At 68.6% G+C, this 15,432-nt stretch carries 19 protein-coding genes; 9 read left to right on the top strand and 10 right to left on the bottom strand.

The genetic code is table 11. The features are described from left to right. The first annotated feature begins 145 nt into the window (after positions 1-145). On the top strand, positions 146-2,710 hold the full coding sequence (mprF, locus tag AC5P8R_RS15675; protein WP_180834825.1) for a bifunctional lysylphosphatidylglycerol flippase/synthetase MprF: 2,565 nt from the start codon (positions 146-148) through the stop codon (positions 2,708-2,710). Between the two features lie 124 nt (positions 2,711-2,834). Here the strand turns inward: mprF and AC5P8R_RS15670 are convergent, their stop codons facing one another. The 4 genes from AC5P8R_RS15670 to AC5P8R_RS15655 form a co-directional block, all read right to left on the bottom strand. Beyond that, complete coding sequence (locus AC5P8R_RS15670) at positions 2,835-4,181, bottom strand: virulence factor family protein (protein WP_032958666.1); 1,347 nt, start codon at positions 4,179-4,181, stop codon at positions 2,835-2,837. Between the two features lie 78 nt (positions 4,182-4,259). Then, on the bottom strand, positions 4,260-4,877 hold the full coding sequence (locus AC5P8R_RS15665; RefSeq protein ID WP_014647965.1) for a DUF998 domain-containing protein: 618 nt from the start codon (positions 4,875-4,877) through the stop codon (positions 4,260-4,262). Continuing rightward, positions 4,874-5,047 (bottom strand): oxidoreductase-like domain-containing protein, encoded by a 174-nt coding sequence (locus AC5P8R_RS15660; RefSeq protein ID WP_032958663.1) that lies wholly within the window; start codon positions 5,045-5,047, stop codon positions 4,874-4,876. The genes AC5P8R_RS15665 and AC5P8R_RS15660 overlap by 4 nt, the downstream gene beginning before the upstream one ends. A 49-nt stretch (positions 5,048-5,096) precedes the next feature. Continuing rightward, a complete protein-coding gene (locus tag AC5P8R_RS15655) occupies positions 5,097-5,699 on the bottom strand; it encodes an HD domain-containing protein (RefSeq protein ID WP_014647966.1) in 603 nt (200 codons plus the stop codon). Between the two features lie 229 nt (positions 5,700-5,928). Here AC5P8R_RS15655 and AC5P8R_RS15650 point away from each other — a divergent pair, with 229 nt between their 5' ends. Further along, positions 5,929-7,080 carry a tetratricopeptide repeat protein gene (locus AC5P8R_RS15650; protein WP_014647967.1) on the top strand — a complete coding sequence of 384 codons (1,152 nt, stop codon included), beginning with the start codon at positions 5,929-5,931 and terminating at the stop codon, positions 7,078-7,080. A 7-nt stretch (positions 7,081-7,087) separates the two neighbouring features. On the opposite strand, the gene AC5P8R_RS15645 is transcribed toward AC5P8R_RS15650, so the two are convergent. After that, positions 7,088-7,423 carry a zinc ribbon domain-containing protein YjdM gene (locus AC5P8R_RS15645; protein ID WP_010482882.1) on the bottom strand — a complete coding sequence of 112 codons (336 nt, stop codon included), beginning with the start codon at positions 7,421-7,423 and terminating at the stop codon, positions 7,088-7,090. A 192-nt stretch (positions 7,424-7,615) separates the two neighbouring features. Here AC5P8R_RS15645 and AC5P8R_RS15640 point away from each other — a divergent pair, with 192 nt between their 5' ends. The 3 genes from AC5P8R_RS15640 to AC5P8R_RS15630 all read left to right on the top strand — a co-directional run bounded on the left by AC5P8R_RS15640 (position 7,616) and on the right by AC5P8R_RS15630 (position 9,694). Continuing rightward, positions 7,616-8,977, top strand: coding sequence for an Hsp70 family protein (locus AC5P8R_RS15640; protein WP_164077475.1), 1,362 nt, complete (start codon positions 7,616-7,618; stop codon positions 8,975-8,977). A 229-nt stretch (positions 8,978-9,206) separates the two neighbouring features. Continuing rightward, positions 9,207-9,500 carry a YkgJ family cysteine cluster protein gene (locus AC5P8R_RS15635; protein ID WP_053462562.1) on the top strand — a complete coding sequence of 98 codons (294 nt, stop codon included), beginning with the start codon at positions 9,207-9,209 and terminating at the stop codon, positions 9,498-9,500. A gap of 11 nt (positions 9,501-9,511) precedes the next feature. Next, positions 9,512-9,694, top strand: coding sequence for a hypothetical protein (locus tag AC5P8R_RS15630; protein ID WP_005410566.1), 183 nt, complete (start codon positions 9,512-9,514; stop codon positions 9,692-9,694). A 49-nt stretch (positions 9,695-9,743) separates the two neighbouring features. Here the strand turns inward: AC5P8R_RS15630 and AC5P8R_RS15625 are convergent, their stop codons facing one another. From AC5P8R_RS15625 to AC5P8R_RS15615, 3 genes are read right to left on the bottom strand one after another with little or no spacing between them, the layout of a single operon-like run. Further along, a complete protein-coding gene (locus tag AC5P8R_RS15625) occupies positions 9,744-10,625 on the bottom strand; it encodes a DUF4097 family beta strand repeat-containing protein (protein ID WP_032958651.1) in 882 nt (293 codons plus the stop codon). A gap of 11 nt (positions 10,626-10,636) precedes the next feature. After that, a complete protein-coding gene (locus AC5P8R_RS15620; RefSeq protein WP_014647970.1) occupies positions 10,637-11,170 on the bottom strand; it encodes a hypothetical protein in 534 nt (177 codons plus the stop codon). Next, positions 11,167-11,745, bottom strand: coding sequence for an RNA polymerase sigma factor (locus AC5P8R_RS15615; RefSeq protein WP_032958649.1), 579 nt, complete (start codon positions 11,743-11,745; stop codon positions 11,167-11,169). The genes AC5P8R_RS15620 and AC5P8R_RS15615 overlap by 4 nt, the downstream gene beginning before the upstream one ends. Before the next feature lie 126 nt (positions 11,746-11,871). Between AC5P8R_RS15615 and AC5P8R_RS15610 the strand changes: the two genes are divergently transcribed. Together AC5P8R_RS15610 and AC5P8R_RS15605 are read left to right on the top strand one after the other, a co-directional pair. Beyond that, a complete protein-coding gene (locus AC5P8R_RS15610; protein WP_014647972.1) occupies positions 11,872-12,051 on the top strand; it encodes a hypothetical protein in 180 nt (59 codons plus the stop codon). A gap of 35 nt (positions 12,052-12,086) precedes the next feature. Further along, positions 12,087-12,680: a mechanosensitive ion channel family protein gene (locus AC5P8R_RS15605; protein ID WP_014647973.1), complete on the top strand. Its 594-nt coding sequence runs from the start codon at positions 12,087-12,089 to the stop codon at positions 12,678-12,680. 428 nt (positions 12,681-13,108) lie between these two features. Here AC5P8R_RS15605 and AC5P8R_RS15600 read toward each other — a convergent pair whose 3' ends face one another. Both AC5P8R_RS15600 and AC5P8R_RS15595 read right to left on the bottom strand, forming a co-directional pair. Further along, entirely contained in the window at positions 13,109-13,375 is a 267-nt protein-coding gene (locus AC5P8R_RS15600) for a DksA/TraR family C4-type zinc finger protein (RefSeq protein ID WP_014647974.1), read from the bottom strand. A 170-nt stretch (positions 13,376-13,545) separates the two neighbouring features. Further along, on the bottom strand, positions 13,546-14,103 hold the full coding sequence (locus tag AC5P8R_RS15595) for a DUF2058 domain-containing protein (protein WP_014647975.1): 558 nt from the start codon (positions 14,101-14,103) through the stop codon (positions 13,546-13,548). A 62-nt stretch (positions 14,104-14,165) separates the two neighbouring features. Here AC5P8R_RS15595 and AC5P8R_RS15590 point away from each other — a divergent pair, with 62 nt between their 5' ends. After that, positions 14,166-14,666, top strand: a complete 501-nt coding sequence (locus AC5P8R_RS15590) for a M48 metallopeptidase family protein (RefSeq protein ID WP_014647976.1) — start codon at positions 14,166-14,168, stop codon at positions 14,664-14,666. 47 nt (positions 14,667-14,713) lie between these two features. Then, positions 14,714-15,412, top strand: coding sequence for an RNA pseudouridine synthase (locus AC5P8R_RS15585; RefSeq protein ID WP_046431915.1), 699 nt, complete (start codon positions 14,714-14,716; stop codon positions 15,410-15,412). Positions 15,413-15,432 lie beyond the last annotated feature (20 nt).

The following is a 15,432-nucleotide window of genomic DNA, read 5'->3' as shown; positions in this document are numbered from 1 at the left end:
GTCGACGGTGGGTGCACGGGCACCTTCCGCGACACGTCACTACCGGGCTCCGACGGTCCCACTGGTCAAATGACGATGACAGGCGCACGATGCGCCACGCCCGCGTTGACACCGCCCTCGCCCCTCCTGCCGCACCCTTGCGCCGATGACCGTCCCCGTCGATTCCACCACTGCCCCTTCCACGCCAGCCTGGAAGCGGGTTGCCACCATCGTCATCCCGCTGCTGATCCTCGCCCTGGCCCTGCACGGCCTGGCCAACGAGTTCGACGAGCACGGCTACCGGGCCATCCGCCAGGCGTTCCGCCAGCTCAGTGGCATGCAGATCGCGCTCACCGTGGTACTCGGCCTGGCCAGTTACGCCTGCCTGATCGGCTTCGATGCCATCGGCCTGCGTCGCAGCGGCATCCGCGTGCACCCTGCGCGAGTCGGCATCACCGCGTTCCTTGCGCACACGCTGGGCCAGACCGTGGGCTTTGCCGCGTTGACCGGCGGCGCGGTGCGCCTGCGTGGCTACCGCAGCGCCGGCCTGGACCTGGCGCAGATCGGCCAGGTGGTGCTGATGAGCACGCTCGGCTTCGTGTTCGGGGCATGGCTGCTGATCAGCGTGGCACTGTGCATGGAACCTGCAGCGGCAGCGTTGGCATTGCCATTGAATCCCGATGCCGTGCGCATCGTCGGCATCGTCGCCCTGCTCGCATATCTCGGCACCGTGCTGCTGGTCGGCCGCGATGGACAGCAGTTCAGCGTGTTCGGCCATGCGTTGTGGCTGCCCGACCGCCGCACCATGATCGGCGTCACCGTGCTGAGCGTGATCGAACTGGTGCTGGCCAGTGCCGCGTTCTACGTGCTGCTGCCGGACTCCACGCCGACCGGACTGCCCGGCTTCGTCGGCCTGTACCTGGTGGCCGTGCTGGCCGGCCTGGTCTCGACCGTGCCCGCCGGCCTTGGCGTGTTCGAGTGGAGCCTGCTGAAGCTGTTGCCGCAGGTGGCACCGGCGGCGGTGCTGGCAGCGGCGCTGATCTACCGCGTCACCTACTACGTGCTGCCGCTGGTGCTGGCCACCCTGCTCGCGCTCGCGCCCGCCCTGCGCCAACCGCTGCAGGCCAGCGCCGGGGCAACCCGTGCGGGCTGGAACGCGCTGCGCCCGTGGCTGCCGCAGATCATCGCGCTGGCGGTGTTCAGCATCGGCGCCGCACTGGTCATCGACGGCACGCTGCCGACGCCACGCCGTCACCTGGTCAATGCCTCGCTGCCGATCCTGGAGACCTCGCACCTGATCGGCAGCCTCAGCGGCGTCGCACTGCTGCTGATCGGCCAGGGCCTGGCCCGGCGCAGCCACGCCGCGTGGGTGCTGGCGATGGCGGTGTGCGTGATCACCCCGCTGCCGCTGTGGCTGCGGGGTGGCCAACTGTTGATCGCCGTCTCGGCAGTGCTGGTGGCGATGGCACTGTGGGCCGCACGTCGCGAGTTCTACCGCCAGGGCGCGCTGCTGGACGAAGCCTGGTCATGGCCGTGGCTGCGCAACCTCGGCCTGGTGCTGGTCGCGGTCACCTGGCTGCTGTTCTTCACCTACAGCCATGTCGAGTACCAGAACGAGCTGTGGTGGCAGTTTGCGATATCCGGCAACGCACCACGCGCGCTGCGCGCGTTGCTGGTCGTGGCGATCGCGCTGGTGATGTTCGGCCTGGCGCGGCTGCTGCACAGCACGCGCAGCCCGCTGCCAGCCGCCGACGAGGCCACGCTGCAATCACTGGCGCCGGTACTGGCCGGTGCCACCGATACCCAGGCCTGCCTGGTGCTGACCGCCGACAAGGCGGTGCTGCGCGACGAGGCGAAACAGGGCTTCGTGATGATGCAGCGCTACGGCGGTTCGCTGATCGCGATGGGCGATCCGGTCGGCCCGCCGGAGGTCGCCCGCGCATTGATCTGGCGCTTCCGCGAAGAAGCCGACCGGCTCGGCCTGCGCCCGGTGTTCTACCAGGTCGGCGAGTCCTACTGGCAGACCTACCTCGACCTGGGCCTGGGCCTGGTCAAGCTGGGCGAAGAAGCGATGGTGCCGCTGCACGATTTCGGCCTGGAAGGCCGCGAACGTGCGGACCTGCGCCAGGCCTGGAACCGGGGCAAGCGCGGCGGCCTGTCCTTCCGTGTGGCACCGGTGGAGGAAATTCCCAGCCTGCTGCCGCGCCTGCACGCGATTTCCAACGCGTGGCTGGAAGACAAGGCCGGCGACGAAAAGGGCTTTTCGCTGGGCAGCTACGACCCGGATTACCTGGTGCGGTTCCCGGTGGCACTGGTGGAGGCCGAAGGCCAGATCGTGGCGTTTGCCAACCTGTGGCAGGCACCGGCCGGTGCCGAGCTGTCGGTGGACCTGATGCGCCACGTCAACGAGGCGCCGAAGGGGACGATGGACTTCCTCTTCATCGAACTGTTCCTGTGGGGGCGCGCGCAGGGCTATGCACGCTTCTCGCTGGGCATGGCGCCACTGTCCGGGCTGGCACAGCATCGCCTGGCCGGCCGCTGGAACCGCCTGGCCGGCCTGCTGGCGCGGCATGGCGAACGCTTCTACGGCTTCAGTGGCCTGCGCCGCTTCAAGTCGAAGTTCGACCCGCAGTGGCGGCCACGCTATCTCGCTGCGCCGGGCGGCATGCACCTGCCGGCCGCACTGCTGGATGCCACGCGCCTGATCTCGCTGGACCCGCGGCGCAACTGAAGCCCCGTACCACCAGGCATACCCGGCGCCACCTGCCGCCCGGTAGGTGTCGACCTTGGTCGACACGCTCATCCCCAAGGCGCCCTCAGCCCCAGCGCCGACCAAGGTCGGCGTCTACCAAGCGCTACATACCGCCCTTGAGGATCACCTCGGCCAGCCGATCATAGTCACCACCGAAATGGTGGTCACCCGGCAGCTTCACCTTCTTCACACCGTCATTGGCCGGCAGGTCCGGGCACAGTGCGTCCTCATCCTTGTCGCCGTACACGCACAGCGTTTTCTCCGCCGGCAGTCTGGCCACTTCCGGCGCGATCGGCAGGCCGTCGCCGCCGCCGCCCAGCCAGTTGCTGACGTGGAACTCGAAGTCGGCCTTCTTGCCTACCGACAGCAGCACGATGCGATCCAGCGCTGCACGGGTATCGGCATCGAGCTGGTTGATGGTCGCCGGCAGCACGTCGGCCCCCTGCGAGAAACCGATCAGCATCACCTTGTCGCGGTGCCACTGCTGGCGGTAGTGATCGATGATCTTCTGCAGGTCAGCAGCGAAGCCCTTCGGCGTGCGCTCGCTCCAGAAGTAGCGCAGCGAGTCGATGCCGACCACGGCCACGCCGTGCTCGTTGAGCGACGACGCCACGTCCTTGTCCAGGCCGGCCCAGCCACCATCACCGGAGACGAACACGGCCAGCGTGTCGCCGTTGCCGGTCGACGGTACTTCCACCACCGGCAGGCCCTTCAGCGCGGCCGGCGGCGGTGCCAGGCTGACGCCTGCCTGCGCACCCATCACCCGCGCTGCAGCCACCAGGCCCGGTGAGGCATCACCACGCGCCGTGCGCTTGAACTCGCGCGCCATCGCCACCTGCTGCACGAAACCGCTGGCCTCGCCCGCCTTGCAGCCGTGATCACCGGCTGCACTCAACCACGGGAAGTTCAGTTCGGCGGGTTGCAGCGTGTTGCGCTTCACGCCATCGCCGCAGACCATGCGCTCGTGGTTGTGGTCCGGGCAGAAACCAGTGGTGAGCAGGCCGGCGAACACCTGCGTATCGGCCTGCGCAGCCAGCGCATAGGCCATTTCAGCGCCTTCGCCATCGCCGCCGACCAGCGGCAGGTGGTACCCGGGCAGATGCAGCGAGGCCTGCAGCCAGCGCGAGAAATTCTCGACATCGCCGGAACCGAACGAACAGGTCGGGTTGCCTTCGCGCTTGAGCACGCCGCGCAGGTGCGCGATGTCCACGGCGGCGACCATCGCACCGTCGGCACGCAGGGCCTCGATCGGCAGACGGCTGGTATCGCCACCGGGAGTCGGTTCGTGGAACCAGATCACCACCCGCTGCGGGGTACCGGCCGGCATATGCACCGGAATCTGTTCGAACCGCCCGTGGCTGAACTGCTGCACGGTCGCTGCCGCGGTTGCCGGCAGTGCGGCCAGCGCCAGCACCACGCCCATTACCCTGCCCAGCCCTGCACGCTTCATATCGCAGCCCCGATGGAATGCGCACACGATACGCTGCCTCCACGTGCACGGCACGTACCGGTGCAGGCCGTTGGGGTTTCAGCAGGCTGCGGCGCGACGACTGCGCCGATACAGCGCCAGCGCCAGATACAGCAGCCAGCCCACGATCACCACGATCACCACTTTCTGCCCCAGCCCGCGCGGCGGCCCGCCACGCCACAGCACGTGCAGCCACAGCAGCACGAAGGCCAGCCAGGCCCAGCCCCAGAGCAGGCCGGCGGCGGATTGCCAGCCCGGTTCGCGGCGCAGGTACCAGGCCTGCAGCAGCATGCCGACGCTGGCACACAGGAACGCAGTGTTGGCCGCCAACCCGTGGATGAACGGTGCCAGCAGCGGGGTTGCTTCGGGCAGCCAGCTGTCACCGATGGCGACCGTGGCCAGGCCCAGCGCCGAGACCGTGAACAGCAGCGGCGCCGCCGCGCTGCGCCGCGGGCCGATGCTGCCGCGGTAAAGGGCGATGCCGAGCAGGGTGATCGCCAGTGCCAGCAGGCAGTACGCCGCACGCAACGCCAGCCCCCACGGCCCGTGCAGATAGAGGCTGAGCGTGGCCCGCACCCAGTCCAGGTCGGTGCGTGCGAACTGGGTCCACAGCGCGGTAACCAGGAACAGAACCAGGGCGGCCAGCGCCAGCAGCGCCGCCGGACGCGCGCGGCTCATGCGGAGGCTTCCGGGTGCCGCGCCTGCCATTCGGCCAACGCCTTGCGATAGCGCTGCAGCTCGTCGGCATACAGGTCCAGCACGCACAGCGGGCAACCGCTGCCACAGCATTCGTTGGGACCGGGCTCTTCCGGCGGCAGCGGACGGGGATCGGGATCAGGGACGGACACGGTTGGAAGCGGCAATCGGTGGAAACGGGCCCCAGTGTAGCGGGCTTGCTCAGCGCCCCAGCTGCCGCCGCAGGTTGTCGCGCGCGGCCGCGTCGAGGCGCTGGTGGAAGAACTCGCTGAGGAAGATGCGCGGTGCGCGCAGCAGGCCCTGCAGGAAACGGCGGCGGCCAGCGCGATACAGGAAGCCCGGCACCACGCCCTTGTACTCTTCGGCCACGCCCCGGTCATAGGCGGTGAACACCGGTTCCGGCGCGGCCAGGATCGCCATGTCGCAGTCCAGGAACAGCGCGGCCTCGGCATCGACATCGTCCGGGCCGAGCGCGCCATGGCGGGCGGTCAGCAGGATCAGCTGCTCGACCCGGGCGGCATCGACAGCGGCGAGTTCCGGCGCCTGCGTGATCGCCTGCAGGGCCATCTGCGCCGAACGTGCTTCGTTGTCCTTTCGCCCCGCCACGTAGATCGCATCGTGGTAGAGCACGGCCAGGTAGACCTCGGCCGGCTGCTGCCAGCCGGGGCCGTCGGCAACCTCCTGGCAGTGCTGCAGCACCGCGCGCACGTGGCCGAAGTGATGGTAGGCGCGTGGTGGCGTTGCATAGCTGTCCTGCAGCGCCTGCCACTGCGCCGGAGCGAGCGTCAGCGGGGAAAAGTCCATGCCCGGATCATCCCGCCTGCGCGGTTGACGGGCAAGCTGTCGCTTTTTTCACCACGTCCTCACAACGCCCTTCGCACTAGGCCGCAACGCGGTTGTCCACAGCTTTCCCGAGCGCTGGTCCACACCGGTTGTGGATGAACGTGCGGACCGACCAACGGTCGCTGCAGCGGTGCGCGCACAGGTCTACACTCGCCTCAGGCGGGAGCGCCCGCCGCTGCCGGGAGCCGTCATGTACCGTCCTGCCGCCCGATTCGTTCTGCTCGCACTGGCCGCATTGGCAGCGCCGTCCGCGATCGCACAGGATCATCCGGGAACGGCCGCGCCGCTGGCCGTTGCCAGCACCACCACTCCGGCGATGCCGACGCCGCAGCAGGTGTTCGCGATTCCACCGGCGATGCGCGACATGCTGCGCACGCAGGTGATCAATCACGGTTACTCCCGCGAGCAGCGCCTGCAGGCGCTGGTGGAGATGATCTTCGACCGCCACGGCCTGGACCTGCAGTACGACGCCGATGCGACCTTCACCGTCAGCGAGATCTGGCAGCAGCGGCGCGCCAACTGCCTGGCCTTTACCCTGATGTTCGTCGCGCTGGCACGCGAAGCCGGCATCAAGGCACGCGTGCAGGAAGTCGGCCAGGTCGTGTCGTGGTACCAGGACCAGGCCCAGGGCCTGGTCTACAGCGTCGGCCACGTCAATGCCGGGGTCGGCTTCGCCGGCCGCTTCGCCACCGTCGATCTGGATCGCAACGTGCTGTACGACCGCCGCGGGCCGCTGCCGATCAGCCAGGCACGGGCATTGGCACACTTCTACAACAACCGCGGCGCCGAACGCATGGCCAGCGGCGATCTGGTGGGTGCACGCACCTTCTTCAATGCCGCGCTGGCACAGGACAACAGCTTCGCCGCCACCTGGAACAACCTGGGCGTGCTGGAAAACCGTACGGGCGATACCGCCGCCGCGCGCCGGGCATTGGAAACGGCGCTGCGACTGGACGGCCGCCAGGACGCTGCACTGACCAACGCCAGCGCGCTGTACCGGAAGCTGGGCATGGTCATGCAGGCGCAGGCGCTGGAGCAGCGCCTGCAGTCGGTGCAGCGCGAGGATCCGTTCGCGCAGTACATGCTCGGCGCCGAGGCCGAACGCGCCGGCCGACTGGATCAGGCGATCCGCTATTACCGGCAGGCCGTGCGCCTGTACGACACCGCACACCAGTTCCACTTCGGGCTGGCGCGGGCCTATTTCCTGGCCGGCCAGCTCAGGCGCGCCGATCGTGAACTGCTGCGCGCGCAGGCGCTGGGCGGTGCCCCGCAGCAGGCGCGCTACCAGGCCAAGCTGGACAGCCTGGCCCGCTGGCGCGCACAGCAGCAGGCCAGGCGCTGAAGGCCGGTCAGGCCTTCTTGAGGAAGCAGGTCTTCAGGACCAGGCCCTTGATCTTGTCCGAGTTGCCTTCGATGTGCTCGGCATCGTCCTCGACCAGGCGGATGTTGCGGATCACGGTGCCCTGCTTGAGCGGGATCGAGGAACCCTTCACCTTCAGGTCCTTGATCACGGTGACGGTGTCACCGGCCTGCAGGGTATTGCCGTTGCTGTCACGCACGACCAGGGTCGAACCGGCACTTTCCTCGGCGGTCCATTCGAAGCCGCAGTCGGCGCAGATCCACAGCGCGCCATCGGCATAGGTGTTTTCCAGGGTGCACTGCGGGCAGGCGGGGGCAGAAGACATCAGCAAGTACCTCAAAGTGAATCAACAGCCGCCATTGTAACCGCCCGGCTCGCCTGCCCTTTTCCGGGCGGCGCCCGGCTCCCGGCTTGACCCGATCCGGCCTCCCGATACGGAATGGGAGGCCGCAGGAACTTGCAGTCGGCGGCGAACTGCAGCAGAGTGCGCGGCCCCTGATCGCCCCCGGAACTCCCCATGCGCCTCGGCATCGACTTCGGTACCAGCAACTCCGCCGCCGCCATCGTGCATGAGGGAACACTGCTGCCGATCCGCTTCGGCGACGCCGAGCAGTTCCGCACCAGTGTGTACTTCCCCGGCGTGGTGCCCGACCCGGACGACTTCCAGCTCGACGACGGCCAGGAACACCAGCTGCAGCAGATGATCGACAGCGCCGCGCGCGCGGCGCGTGCCGCCGGCCAGGAACGCGCGCCGCAGGCGCTGCGCCGCGAAGCCCTGCGCGCGCTGCGCCGGGAATGGATGGAAGCCCGCGCCGGCAAGGAACGCAGCGCCAACGACCTGCTGCAGAACGCGGTCTACGGCGACGAAGCGCTGGAAGCCTATTTCGAGGAACACGAAGGCAACCTGGTGCAGAGCCCGAAGTCGATGCTCGGCTACAACCTGCACCCGCGCGCGAAGCAGACCATCACCGGCATCGCCGCGCACATCCTCGAACACATCCGCCTGACCGCCAGTGCCCAGCTCGGCCGGCCGCTGCGCGCCGCCCTGCTCGGGCGCCCGGTGCAGTTCCGCAGTTCGATCGGCGCAGCCGGCAACGACCAGGCGCTGGACATCCTGCGTGAAGCGGCCACCCAGGCCGGCTTCGACCAGGTTGATTTCCTCGAGGAGCCAGCCGCGGCGGCCATGCATTACCACGCCGAAAGCCGCGAGCGGCACCAGGCGGTAATCGTCGATATCGGCGGCGGCACCACCGACATCGCCCATGCCGAAGTCGGCGGCGACGACGCCCCGCGCATCCACCGCGCCTGGGGTATCGCCCGCGGCGGTACCGACATCGACCTGGCGCTGAGCCTGTCCAGCTACATGCCGCTGTTCGGCCGCGGCATCACCCGCGTGCCGGCCCACCACTACGTGGAAGCGGCCACCGTGCAGGACATGACCCGCCAGCGCGAATTCCGCCTGCACAAGTACGACCATGTCGACGCGCCCTGGGGCGACCGCCTGCAGGCCCTGCAGGACACCGGCAACACCGCCCGCCTGTACCGTGACGTCGAACGCGCCAAGATCGCCCTCAGCGCTGCCAGCGAGCACCGCAGCACGCTGGACTACATCGCCCGCGACCTGCATGCCGACAGCAGCGCCGACGGCCTGGCCGCCGCCGCCCATGGCTACCTGGAGCAGATCCGCGAGCTGCTGGCCCAGGTCCGCAGCGACATCGGCGGCGACCCGGATGCCGTGTTCCTGACCGGTGGCATGTCCCGCGCCGGCTACCTGCGCCAGGCGGTGGCGGCCGCCTTCCCGGGCGCCCGCATGGTCCACGGCGAGCCCTCGCTGGGCGTGGTCCAGGGCCTTGCGCTGGCGGCAGCCAGCCAGGATTAACAAAACGTTACGCGGTCTAAGTTACTCTTGGTCGGCTAGAACCCTGCTGCCCCTTCCACCGGCCATGCCGGTGTGTGTCCACGGTGCAGCCTGGCCCGCCCAGCGGGCCTAGCGGCCATGCCTTCCTGGCTCGTTCATGGTCCGCGCAGCACCTGAGCCGCCATTGAGACCCGCTTTGGGCACCCGCCAGGCCCCTGAGGCCTTACAACCTGACGCAGCACCTGCACCCATCGACTGCCGCCGTTGTGACGCGGTCTGTTGCCGGTTGCCCGTGCTGCTGCAGCCCGGCGACCACGTGCCCGGCCAGTTCCTGTCACGCGACACCCACGGCCGTGCCGTGATGGCGCGCAACGAGGAAGGCTGGTGCGCGGCGATCGATCCCTATCACCTGCGCTGCACGATCTATTCGCAGCGCCCGGCGATCTGCCGCCAGTTCTCGATGGGCGGCGATGACTGCCGCCGCGAGCGGCAGGACTACCTGCGCCAGGCCGATGCCTGGGCGCTTTCCTCCCCTTCCACCTGACAGGAGCAACCATGCCCCGCAAGGCAAAGACCCCCGCGAAGGCCAGCAACAGCATCCGCAGCGAACGCAAGGGCGCGGCCGCCAGCACCGTGGTCAGCAGCGATTCGATCGCTTCGGACCTGGCAGCGTTCCGCAAGGCCGGTGGCAAGATCGAAGTCCTCGGCACTACCTGGGCGCTGAAGAAAGCCAGCTGACCCAGCTCCGACCGCGGCGGCGCTGCCGCCGCGGCCTGCCGGACCGCGCTCAGCGATCCAGGCGTACCCGCACACTGCCCGAATGCGACTGGATGCGGATGTCACCGTCGCCATTGCCGAGCCGAGTATCGAGATGGCTGCCCGGGCCGTAGCGCGGCCGTTCCACCTGGCCGGCGTCGCTGTTGATCGACCCGCTGAAGCTGTTCACCGACAGCTGCGCCGAAACCGTGCGTGGCAGGCGCAGGTTGACCGACGCGCTCACCGATTCGACATTGATACGGCCCCCCGGCGCCAGCCCGGCCGCCGACAGGTCGATGCTGCCCGACACGGTTTCCACCGCCAGCCGCTGCACCCGCCCGGCATCGACCTCGACCCGGCCGGATACCGTCTGTGCACCGATGTCACCGGACACGCCGCCGCCGGCTTCGATGCGGCCACTGACCGTGTTCACGTCCAGCTTCGGCGTCTGCAGGCGCGCGATGACACCGCCGCTGACCGTATTGAGCTTGCTGTCGCCGCTGCGACCGGAGGCGCTCAGGCTGCCGCTGACCGTGTCGGCCTGCAGGCGGCGCACATCGATGCCGCTGATGTCCTGGCTGGCACTGACCGTACTCAGCAGCAGTTCCACCGAGCGCGGCACGTTCAGCACCAGCGTCGCGCCGCCGTTGTTGTTGCGACGCGGATACTCGATCTCCCAGCGCACGCGGTTGGCACTCTTCTCCTGGCGCAGCTGCAGGCCATCGCTTAGCGTACCGGTGAGCTGCACGTCGTTGCGGTCCCAGCCACGCACGCTCACTTTGCCGGCCACGTTGCTCAGTTCGATGCGGCCGCCGGCGGCCAGGTTGTGGCGCTCGTCGATCCGGGTGTCAGCCAGGGCCACCGCGGGCAGCAGCAACAGCGCGGCGCAGCAGGTCATCAGGGTTCGTGTCATCGGGGGTCTCCTCAGGTCGTCAGGCCGGACTCGGCGGCATAGGCCGCCTGCCGGGTCAATTCCAGCCGCAACGCATAGGTGCGCTTGAGCTGGCCAAGCAGATGCGGCGCGCGTGGATCCTGCGCCAGCGCGGCCCGGATCTGTGCCGCGCTTTCATCGAGTTCGTGCAGCGCCGGCTGCCATTCCGGCGCCCGGCCTGCGGGCAACGAGGCCACTGCCTGCTGGTACTGCTCGGTCATCGCCGCGGCCTGCAGTTGCAGGGTAGACGGCACCGGCGCGTCCGGTTGCGCATGGCGCCACGGCGCCACCGCGTAGAGCGCCAGGCTTGCGGCCAGTGCGGCCCCCACCGGCAACCACCAGCGCCTGCGCGAACGCCCCGGCAGCACCACCACGTTGCCGGTCGGCGCAGGCGCCGCCTGTGGTTCACGCGGCGGCAGCTGCGCCGACAACCGCGTCCAGCCATCGGCGGGCAGGCCGCGTTCGGAAGGCAGCGCGCGCAGTCGGGCCACCAGATCGTGGTCGGAATCGTGTTCGTGTGTACTCATGTCATGTCTCCCAGCCGTGCGCGCAACAGGCCGCGCGCACGATGCAACTGTGCCTTGGAGCTGCCGACGGCCATCTGCAGCTGCGCGGCGATCTCCTGGTGTTTCCAGCCCTCGATGTCATGCAGCACCAGTACCGCGCGCGCCCTCGGCGGCAGCGTCGCCAGCGCGCGCTCCAGGTCGCGCTCGGTACCGGCGCAGCGGTCGTGTACGGCCAGCTCCTGCAGTCCTCCGTCCACATCATCAAGACTGTCGTGATCCTGCCCGGCGGCGCGCCCACGCAGTTCCATCAGCGCAGCGTTGACGCCCAGGCGATGCAGCCAGGTCGACAGGCTGCTCTCGAAACGGAACCCCGGCAGCGCCTTCCACGCCTGCAGGAAGGCTTCCTGCAAGGCGTCTTCGGCACGCGCCTGCTGGCCCCCGCACAGCCGCCACAGCACGGCGAACACGCGCGGTGCATGCCGCCGGTACAGCAGTTCATAGGCCGAGGTATCGCCGGCGGCGGCCGCCCGCACCAGGGCGGGTTCATCGACGGCGTCGTGGGCGGCAGGCGGCGCGGGCATGGTGGTGTCGAGCATATCGCTTGGATGCGGCGGCCCGGGAAAAGGTTTAGAGCCGGACGACGATCACTGCCGTGCAACCTTTTCGACACCTGCTGCATCCATGGAAGGTCCTTCGCGAAATTGCCGTCCAGGAGTCCTGCCATGTCCAGCCCAACCTGCGCCGCCCTGCTGGTGATCGCCGCCTGCGTCGTGCTGCAGGCACTGGGCCTGTCGCTGCAGCTGCACCCCGGTAACGGCCGTGCCTGCCTGCAACAGCACCGCCAGGCGCTGGTGTGCCTGGCCTGGGCCCCGGCGGTCGAATCCCCGGCACGCGCCGGGTAACATCGAAGGTCGTTATTGCCACCTGTTGTCGCCCCATGATGTTGTCGCTGAAGGATCACCTGCCGCCCTGGACCCACCCGTGGTTGAACTACGCCGGCGTCGCCCTGCAGATCGTAGGGGTGCTTCTGGTCGCGTGGCTCCTGCGCGTGCTCGCCCGGCGCCTGATCCGCCGCTTCGCCGAGCACTACACGTTGCCGCCCGAGATGGTGATGGGCGCGCGCCGGATCACCAGTTTCGTGGTCTATTTCAGTGCCCTGCTGTACATCCTCAGTCTGCTCGGCGCGAAGCCCTCGGTGCTGTGGACCGCGTTCACCGGCTTCGCGGCCGTGGGCGCGGTGGCCTTCTTCGCGGCCTGGAGCGTGCTGTCCAACATCTTCTGCACGCTGCTGATCTTCACCACCCGCCCGTTCCGCCTGCACGACTACATCGAGGTGCTGGAGAACGGCGAGAAGCCGGGCCTGAAGGGCCGGGTGATCGACGTGAACCTGATCTACACCACGCTGCAGGAGACCGGCGAGGGCCACGAGGGCACGGTGCTGCAACTGCCGAACAACCTGTTCTTCCAGCGCACGGTACGGCGCTGGCGTGACCCGGCGCAGGCCCCCGGCGGCATCCAGGGCGACGGTTGAGGGTGGAGTTTTCGGCAGGGCTGCGCCCTGCACCTGCAGAGGCCGAAGCCGAAGCCGAAGCAAGATCAAGAGCGGCATTCCGTGGGATGGCGGGGCGGTGTGGGTGGTCAGGACCGTTGGCGCCATCCATGGCGCCAACGCTCCTAACCACCCCCCCCACCTCTGACAGATTCCGCGCGCTGTTGGTGGGTGCCGACCGTTGGTCGGCACATCTGTCAGATATCGATAGTCAAAATTGGATCCGACCCCGTGCCGACCAACGGTCGGCATCCACCATCAGCAGCAGGTTCCAACAGATCGCGGAAATCTGTCGAAGGCGGGGTGGGTCCGGTTGAGGGGGGCCAGATCAGTGAGCGCCATGGATGGCGCCTTTGATGTTGACGTTGCTTCTGCAGGTGCAGGGCGCAGCCCTGCAATAAAACACCCCTTTACCTCAGCTGGCTGTCCTTGCTGCCACGCCGGTTGTACCCGGCATGCGCCTGGTCTTCGTCGTCCCGCGCCTGCTGGCACGCAACGCACAACCGCACACCAGGCACAGCCTGGCGCCGCGCCAACGGGATCGGCGCGTCGCATTCCTCACAGTGTTCCAGACCGGGTCCCTCGCGCAGCTGGCGCCGCGCGCGGGCGATCGCGTCGTCGACGGTGGCGTCGATCTGGTCCTGGACCGCGCCGTCTCCTGCCCAACCGGTGGCCATGGCTATCCTCCGCAGGTGTGTCGCCCGATATGGGGACGATACACCCCGGCAGAAAGGAAGGCCTTCATGTAGAGCCGAGCCATGCTCGGCTGCTCTTCAGGATGCCAAACAGAATGCCGACGGATCCGATCAGGCCGATTGCGGCTTAATCCCCTCCGTCCCCTTTTTGCTTACCAGACCAGGTCGTCGGGCACCTGGAACTGCGCGTAATAGGCGTCGTCTTCTGCGTTGCCGGTGGAGATCTCGGCGGTCGAGCCCGGCTGGCCGTGGTCGACGATGATTGCTTCGGGTGCGCGTTCACGCACCTTTTCGGCGGCGGCGCGGGGCAGCAACGCATAGCCCTCGCCGTGGGCGACGATGACCAGCACGCCCACCGACAGCGCCTTGCGCAGCTTGGGGTCGATCAGCAGGGTACGGATCGCTGCGCCATCGCTGAAGCGGTACTCGTCGTCGCCCTTGTGGGGTACGGCATGGGCCGTGATGATCTGCCTGGCCTGGGCCTTCTGTTCAGCCTGCCTGGCCTGGGCATTGCGTTCGGCGGCCAGTGCGCGGTCGCGCTCGACCTTCTCGGCGCGGGCACGTTCAGCCTCGCGCTGGACCTCGGCCGAGGTCGATTCGGCCTTGCCCTGGCGGGCCTTGGCCTGCTCGCGTGCGGCGGCGCTGGCCTGCGACTTCTTGGCCAGACCGGCCTTGAGCAATTGTTCCTGCAGCGCGTTGGGCTTTGCCATGGTCGGTGCGTACCGCGTGTAATCTTGGATGCCCCATTCTACCGACGCCCCGCCGGCCCTGCATGGCAGTCCTGAAGTACCTCACCGGTTATCCCGAACCCCTGGTTGCCCAGGTCAGCGAGCTGCTGGCGCAGGGCAGGCTCGGCCCCTGGCTGCAGCAGCGCTACCCCGACCCGCACGAGGTGCGCAGCGACCGCCAGCTGTACGACTACACCCAGGAGCTGAAGGACCGTTACCTGCGCAAGTCGGTGCCGCTCAACAAGGTCTGCTACGACAATACGCTGGAAGTGATCAAGCACGCGCTGGGCACCCACACCGCCATCTCCCGCGTGCACGGCGGCCGCCTCAAGGCCAGCCGCGAGATCCGCATCGCGACCGTGTTCCGCCAGGCACCCGCGGCGTTCCTGCGCATGATCGTGGTGCATGAGCTGGCCCACCTGAAGGAAGCCGACCACAACAAGGCCTTCTACCAGCTGTGCCAGCACATGGAGCCGGACTACCTGCAGCTGGAGTTCGATACCCGCCTGTACCTGACCGAGCTGGCCAACCGCGGCCAGCGCTGACCGGCCGCAGCAGCTACACTGCGCGCCCCCTGCCCGACCTGCCTGCCATGGAACCGATCCGTCTCGACAAACGCCTGTCCGCCCTGCTCGGCATCCCGCGCGGCGAAGCGCGGCGCTACATCGAGGGCGGCTGGGTCACGGTCAACGGCGACGTGGTGGAACAGCCGCAGCGCCCGGTCGATGGCAGCGCGGTGATCGTGGTGGCCGAACAGGCCAGCGATGAAAAGGCCGAGCGGGTCAGCATGCTGCTGCACAAGCCGGCCGGTGTCGCCGCCGAAACCCTGTGTGCCCTGGTCAGCAGTGACAGCCGCAGCGAACTTGATGCCAGCGACATCCGCCCGTTGCAGCGTCACTTCCACGGCCTGCAGCTGGCCGCCTCGCTGCCGGCCAGCGACAGCGGGCTGGTGGTGGTCAGCCAGGATCCGGCCACGCTGGCCCACCTGCAGCGCAACCTGGGCCGTACCGAGCAGGAATACCTGATCGAAGTGGCCGAAGGCGGTCCCGAGCGCGGGCCGTGGCTGATGGCGCGGCTGCAGCAGGAATCGGGCGGCGCCAAGGTCAGCTGGCAGAGCGAGCAGCGCCTGCGCTTCGCCGGCAAGGGCCTGACGGCCAAGGGGCTGCGTGTGGCGGTCAGCGCCGCCGGCCTGCAGGTCACGGCCGTGCGCCGCCTGCGTATCGGACGCGTGGCGCTGGGGCCGCTGCCGCCGGGGCAGTGGCGCTACCTGGGCAGCGACGAGCGGTTCTGAGGTGTGCGGGTCAGGGCCCT

The organism is Stenotrophomonas sp. YJH_SMC_73 (genome assembly GCF_059370155.1).
Note: the sequence above shows the minus strand (reverse complement) of the source record. Positions and strands in the feature narration are given on the sequence as shown.

Bases quoted from the DNA above. Each gene is read 5' to 3' on its own strand.
- mprF (WP_180834825.1), top strand. From the start codon at position 146: ATGACCGTCCCCGTCGATTCCACCACTGCCCCTTCCACGCCAGCCTGG.
- AC5P8R_RS15670 (WP_032958666.1), bottom strand. From the start codon at position 4,181: ATGAAGCGTGCAGGGCTGGGCAGGGTAATGGGCGTGGTGCTGGCGCTG.
- AC5P8R_RS15665 (WP_014647965.1), bottom strand. From the start codon at position 4,877: ATGAGCCGCGCGCGTCCGGCGGCGCTGCTGGCGCTGGCCGCCCTGGTT.
- AC5P8R_RS15655 (WP_014647966.1), bottom strand. From the start codon at position 5,699: ATGGACTTTTCCCCGCTGACGCTCGCTCCGGCGCAGTGGCAGGCGCTG.
- AC5P8R_RS15650 (WP_014647967.1), top strand. From the start codon at position 5,929: ATGTACCGTCCTGCCGCCCGATTCGTTCTGCTCGCACTGGCCGCATTG.
- AC5P8R_RS15645 (WP_010482882.1), bottom strand. From the start codon at position 7,423: ATGTCTTCTGCCCCCGCCTGCCCGCAGTGCACCCTGGAAAACACCTAT.
- AC5P8R_RS15640 (WP_164077475.1), top strand. From the start codon at position 7,616: ATGCGCCTCGGCATCGACTTCGGTACCAGCAACTCCGCCGCCGCCATC.
- AC5P8R_RS15630 (WP_005410566.1), top strand. From the start codon at position 9,512: ATGCCCCGCAAGGCAAAGACCCCCGCGAAGGCCAGCAACAGCATCCGC.
- AC5P8R_RS15625 (WP_032958651.1), bottom strand. From the start codon at position 10,625: ATGACACGAACCCTGATGACCTGCTGCGCCGCGCTGTTGCTGCTGCCC.
- AC5P8R_RS15620 (WP_014647970.1), bottom strand. From the start codon at position 11,170: ATGAGTACACACGAACACGATTCCGACCACGATCTGGTGGCCCGACTG.
- AC5P8R_RS15615 (WP_032958649.1), bottom strand. From the start codon at position 11,745: ATGCTCGACACCACCATGCCCGCGCCGCCTGCCGCCCACGACGCCGTC.
- AC5P8R_RS15610 (WP_014647972.1), top strand. From the start codon at position 11,872: ATGTCCAGCCCAACCTGCGCCGCCCTGCTGGTGATCGCCGCCTGCGTC.
- AC5P8R_RS15605 (WP_014647973.1), top strand. From the start codon at position 12,087: ATGATGTTGTCGCTGAAGGATCACCTGCCGCCCTGGACCCACCCGTGG.
- AC5P8R_RS15600 (WP_014647974.1), bottom strand. From the start codon at position 13,375: ATGGCCACCGGTTGGGCAGGAGACGGCGCGGTCCAGGACCAGATCGAC.
- AC5P8R_RS15595 (WP_014647975.1), bottom strand. From the start codon at position 14,103: ATGGCAAAGCCCAACGCGCTGCAGGAACAATTGCTCAAGGCCGGTCTG.
- AC5P8R_RS15590 (WP_014647976.1), top strand. From the start codon at position 14,166: ATGGCAGTCCTGAAGTACCTCACCGGTTATCCCGAACCCCTGGTTGCC.
- AC5P8R_RS15585 (WP_046431915.1), top strand. From the start codon at position 14,714: ATGGAACCGATCCGTCTCGACAAACGCCTGTCCGCCCTGCTCGGCATC.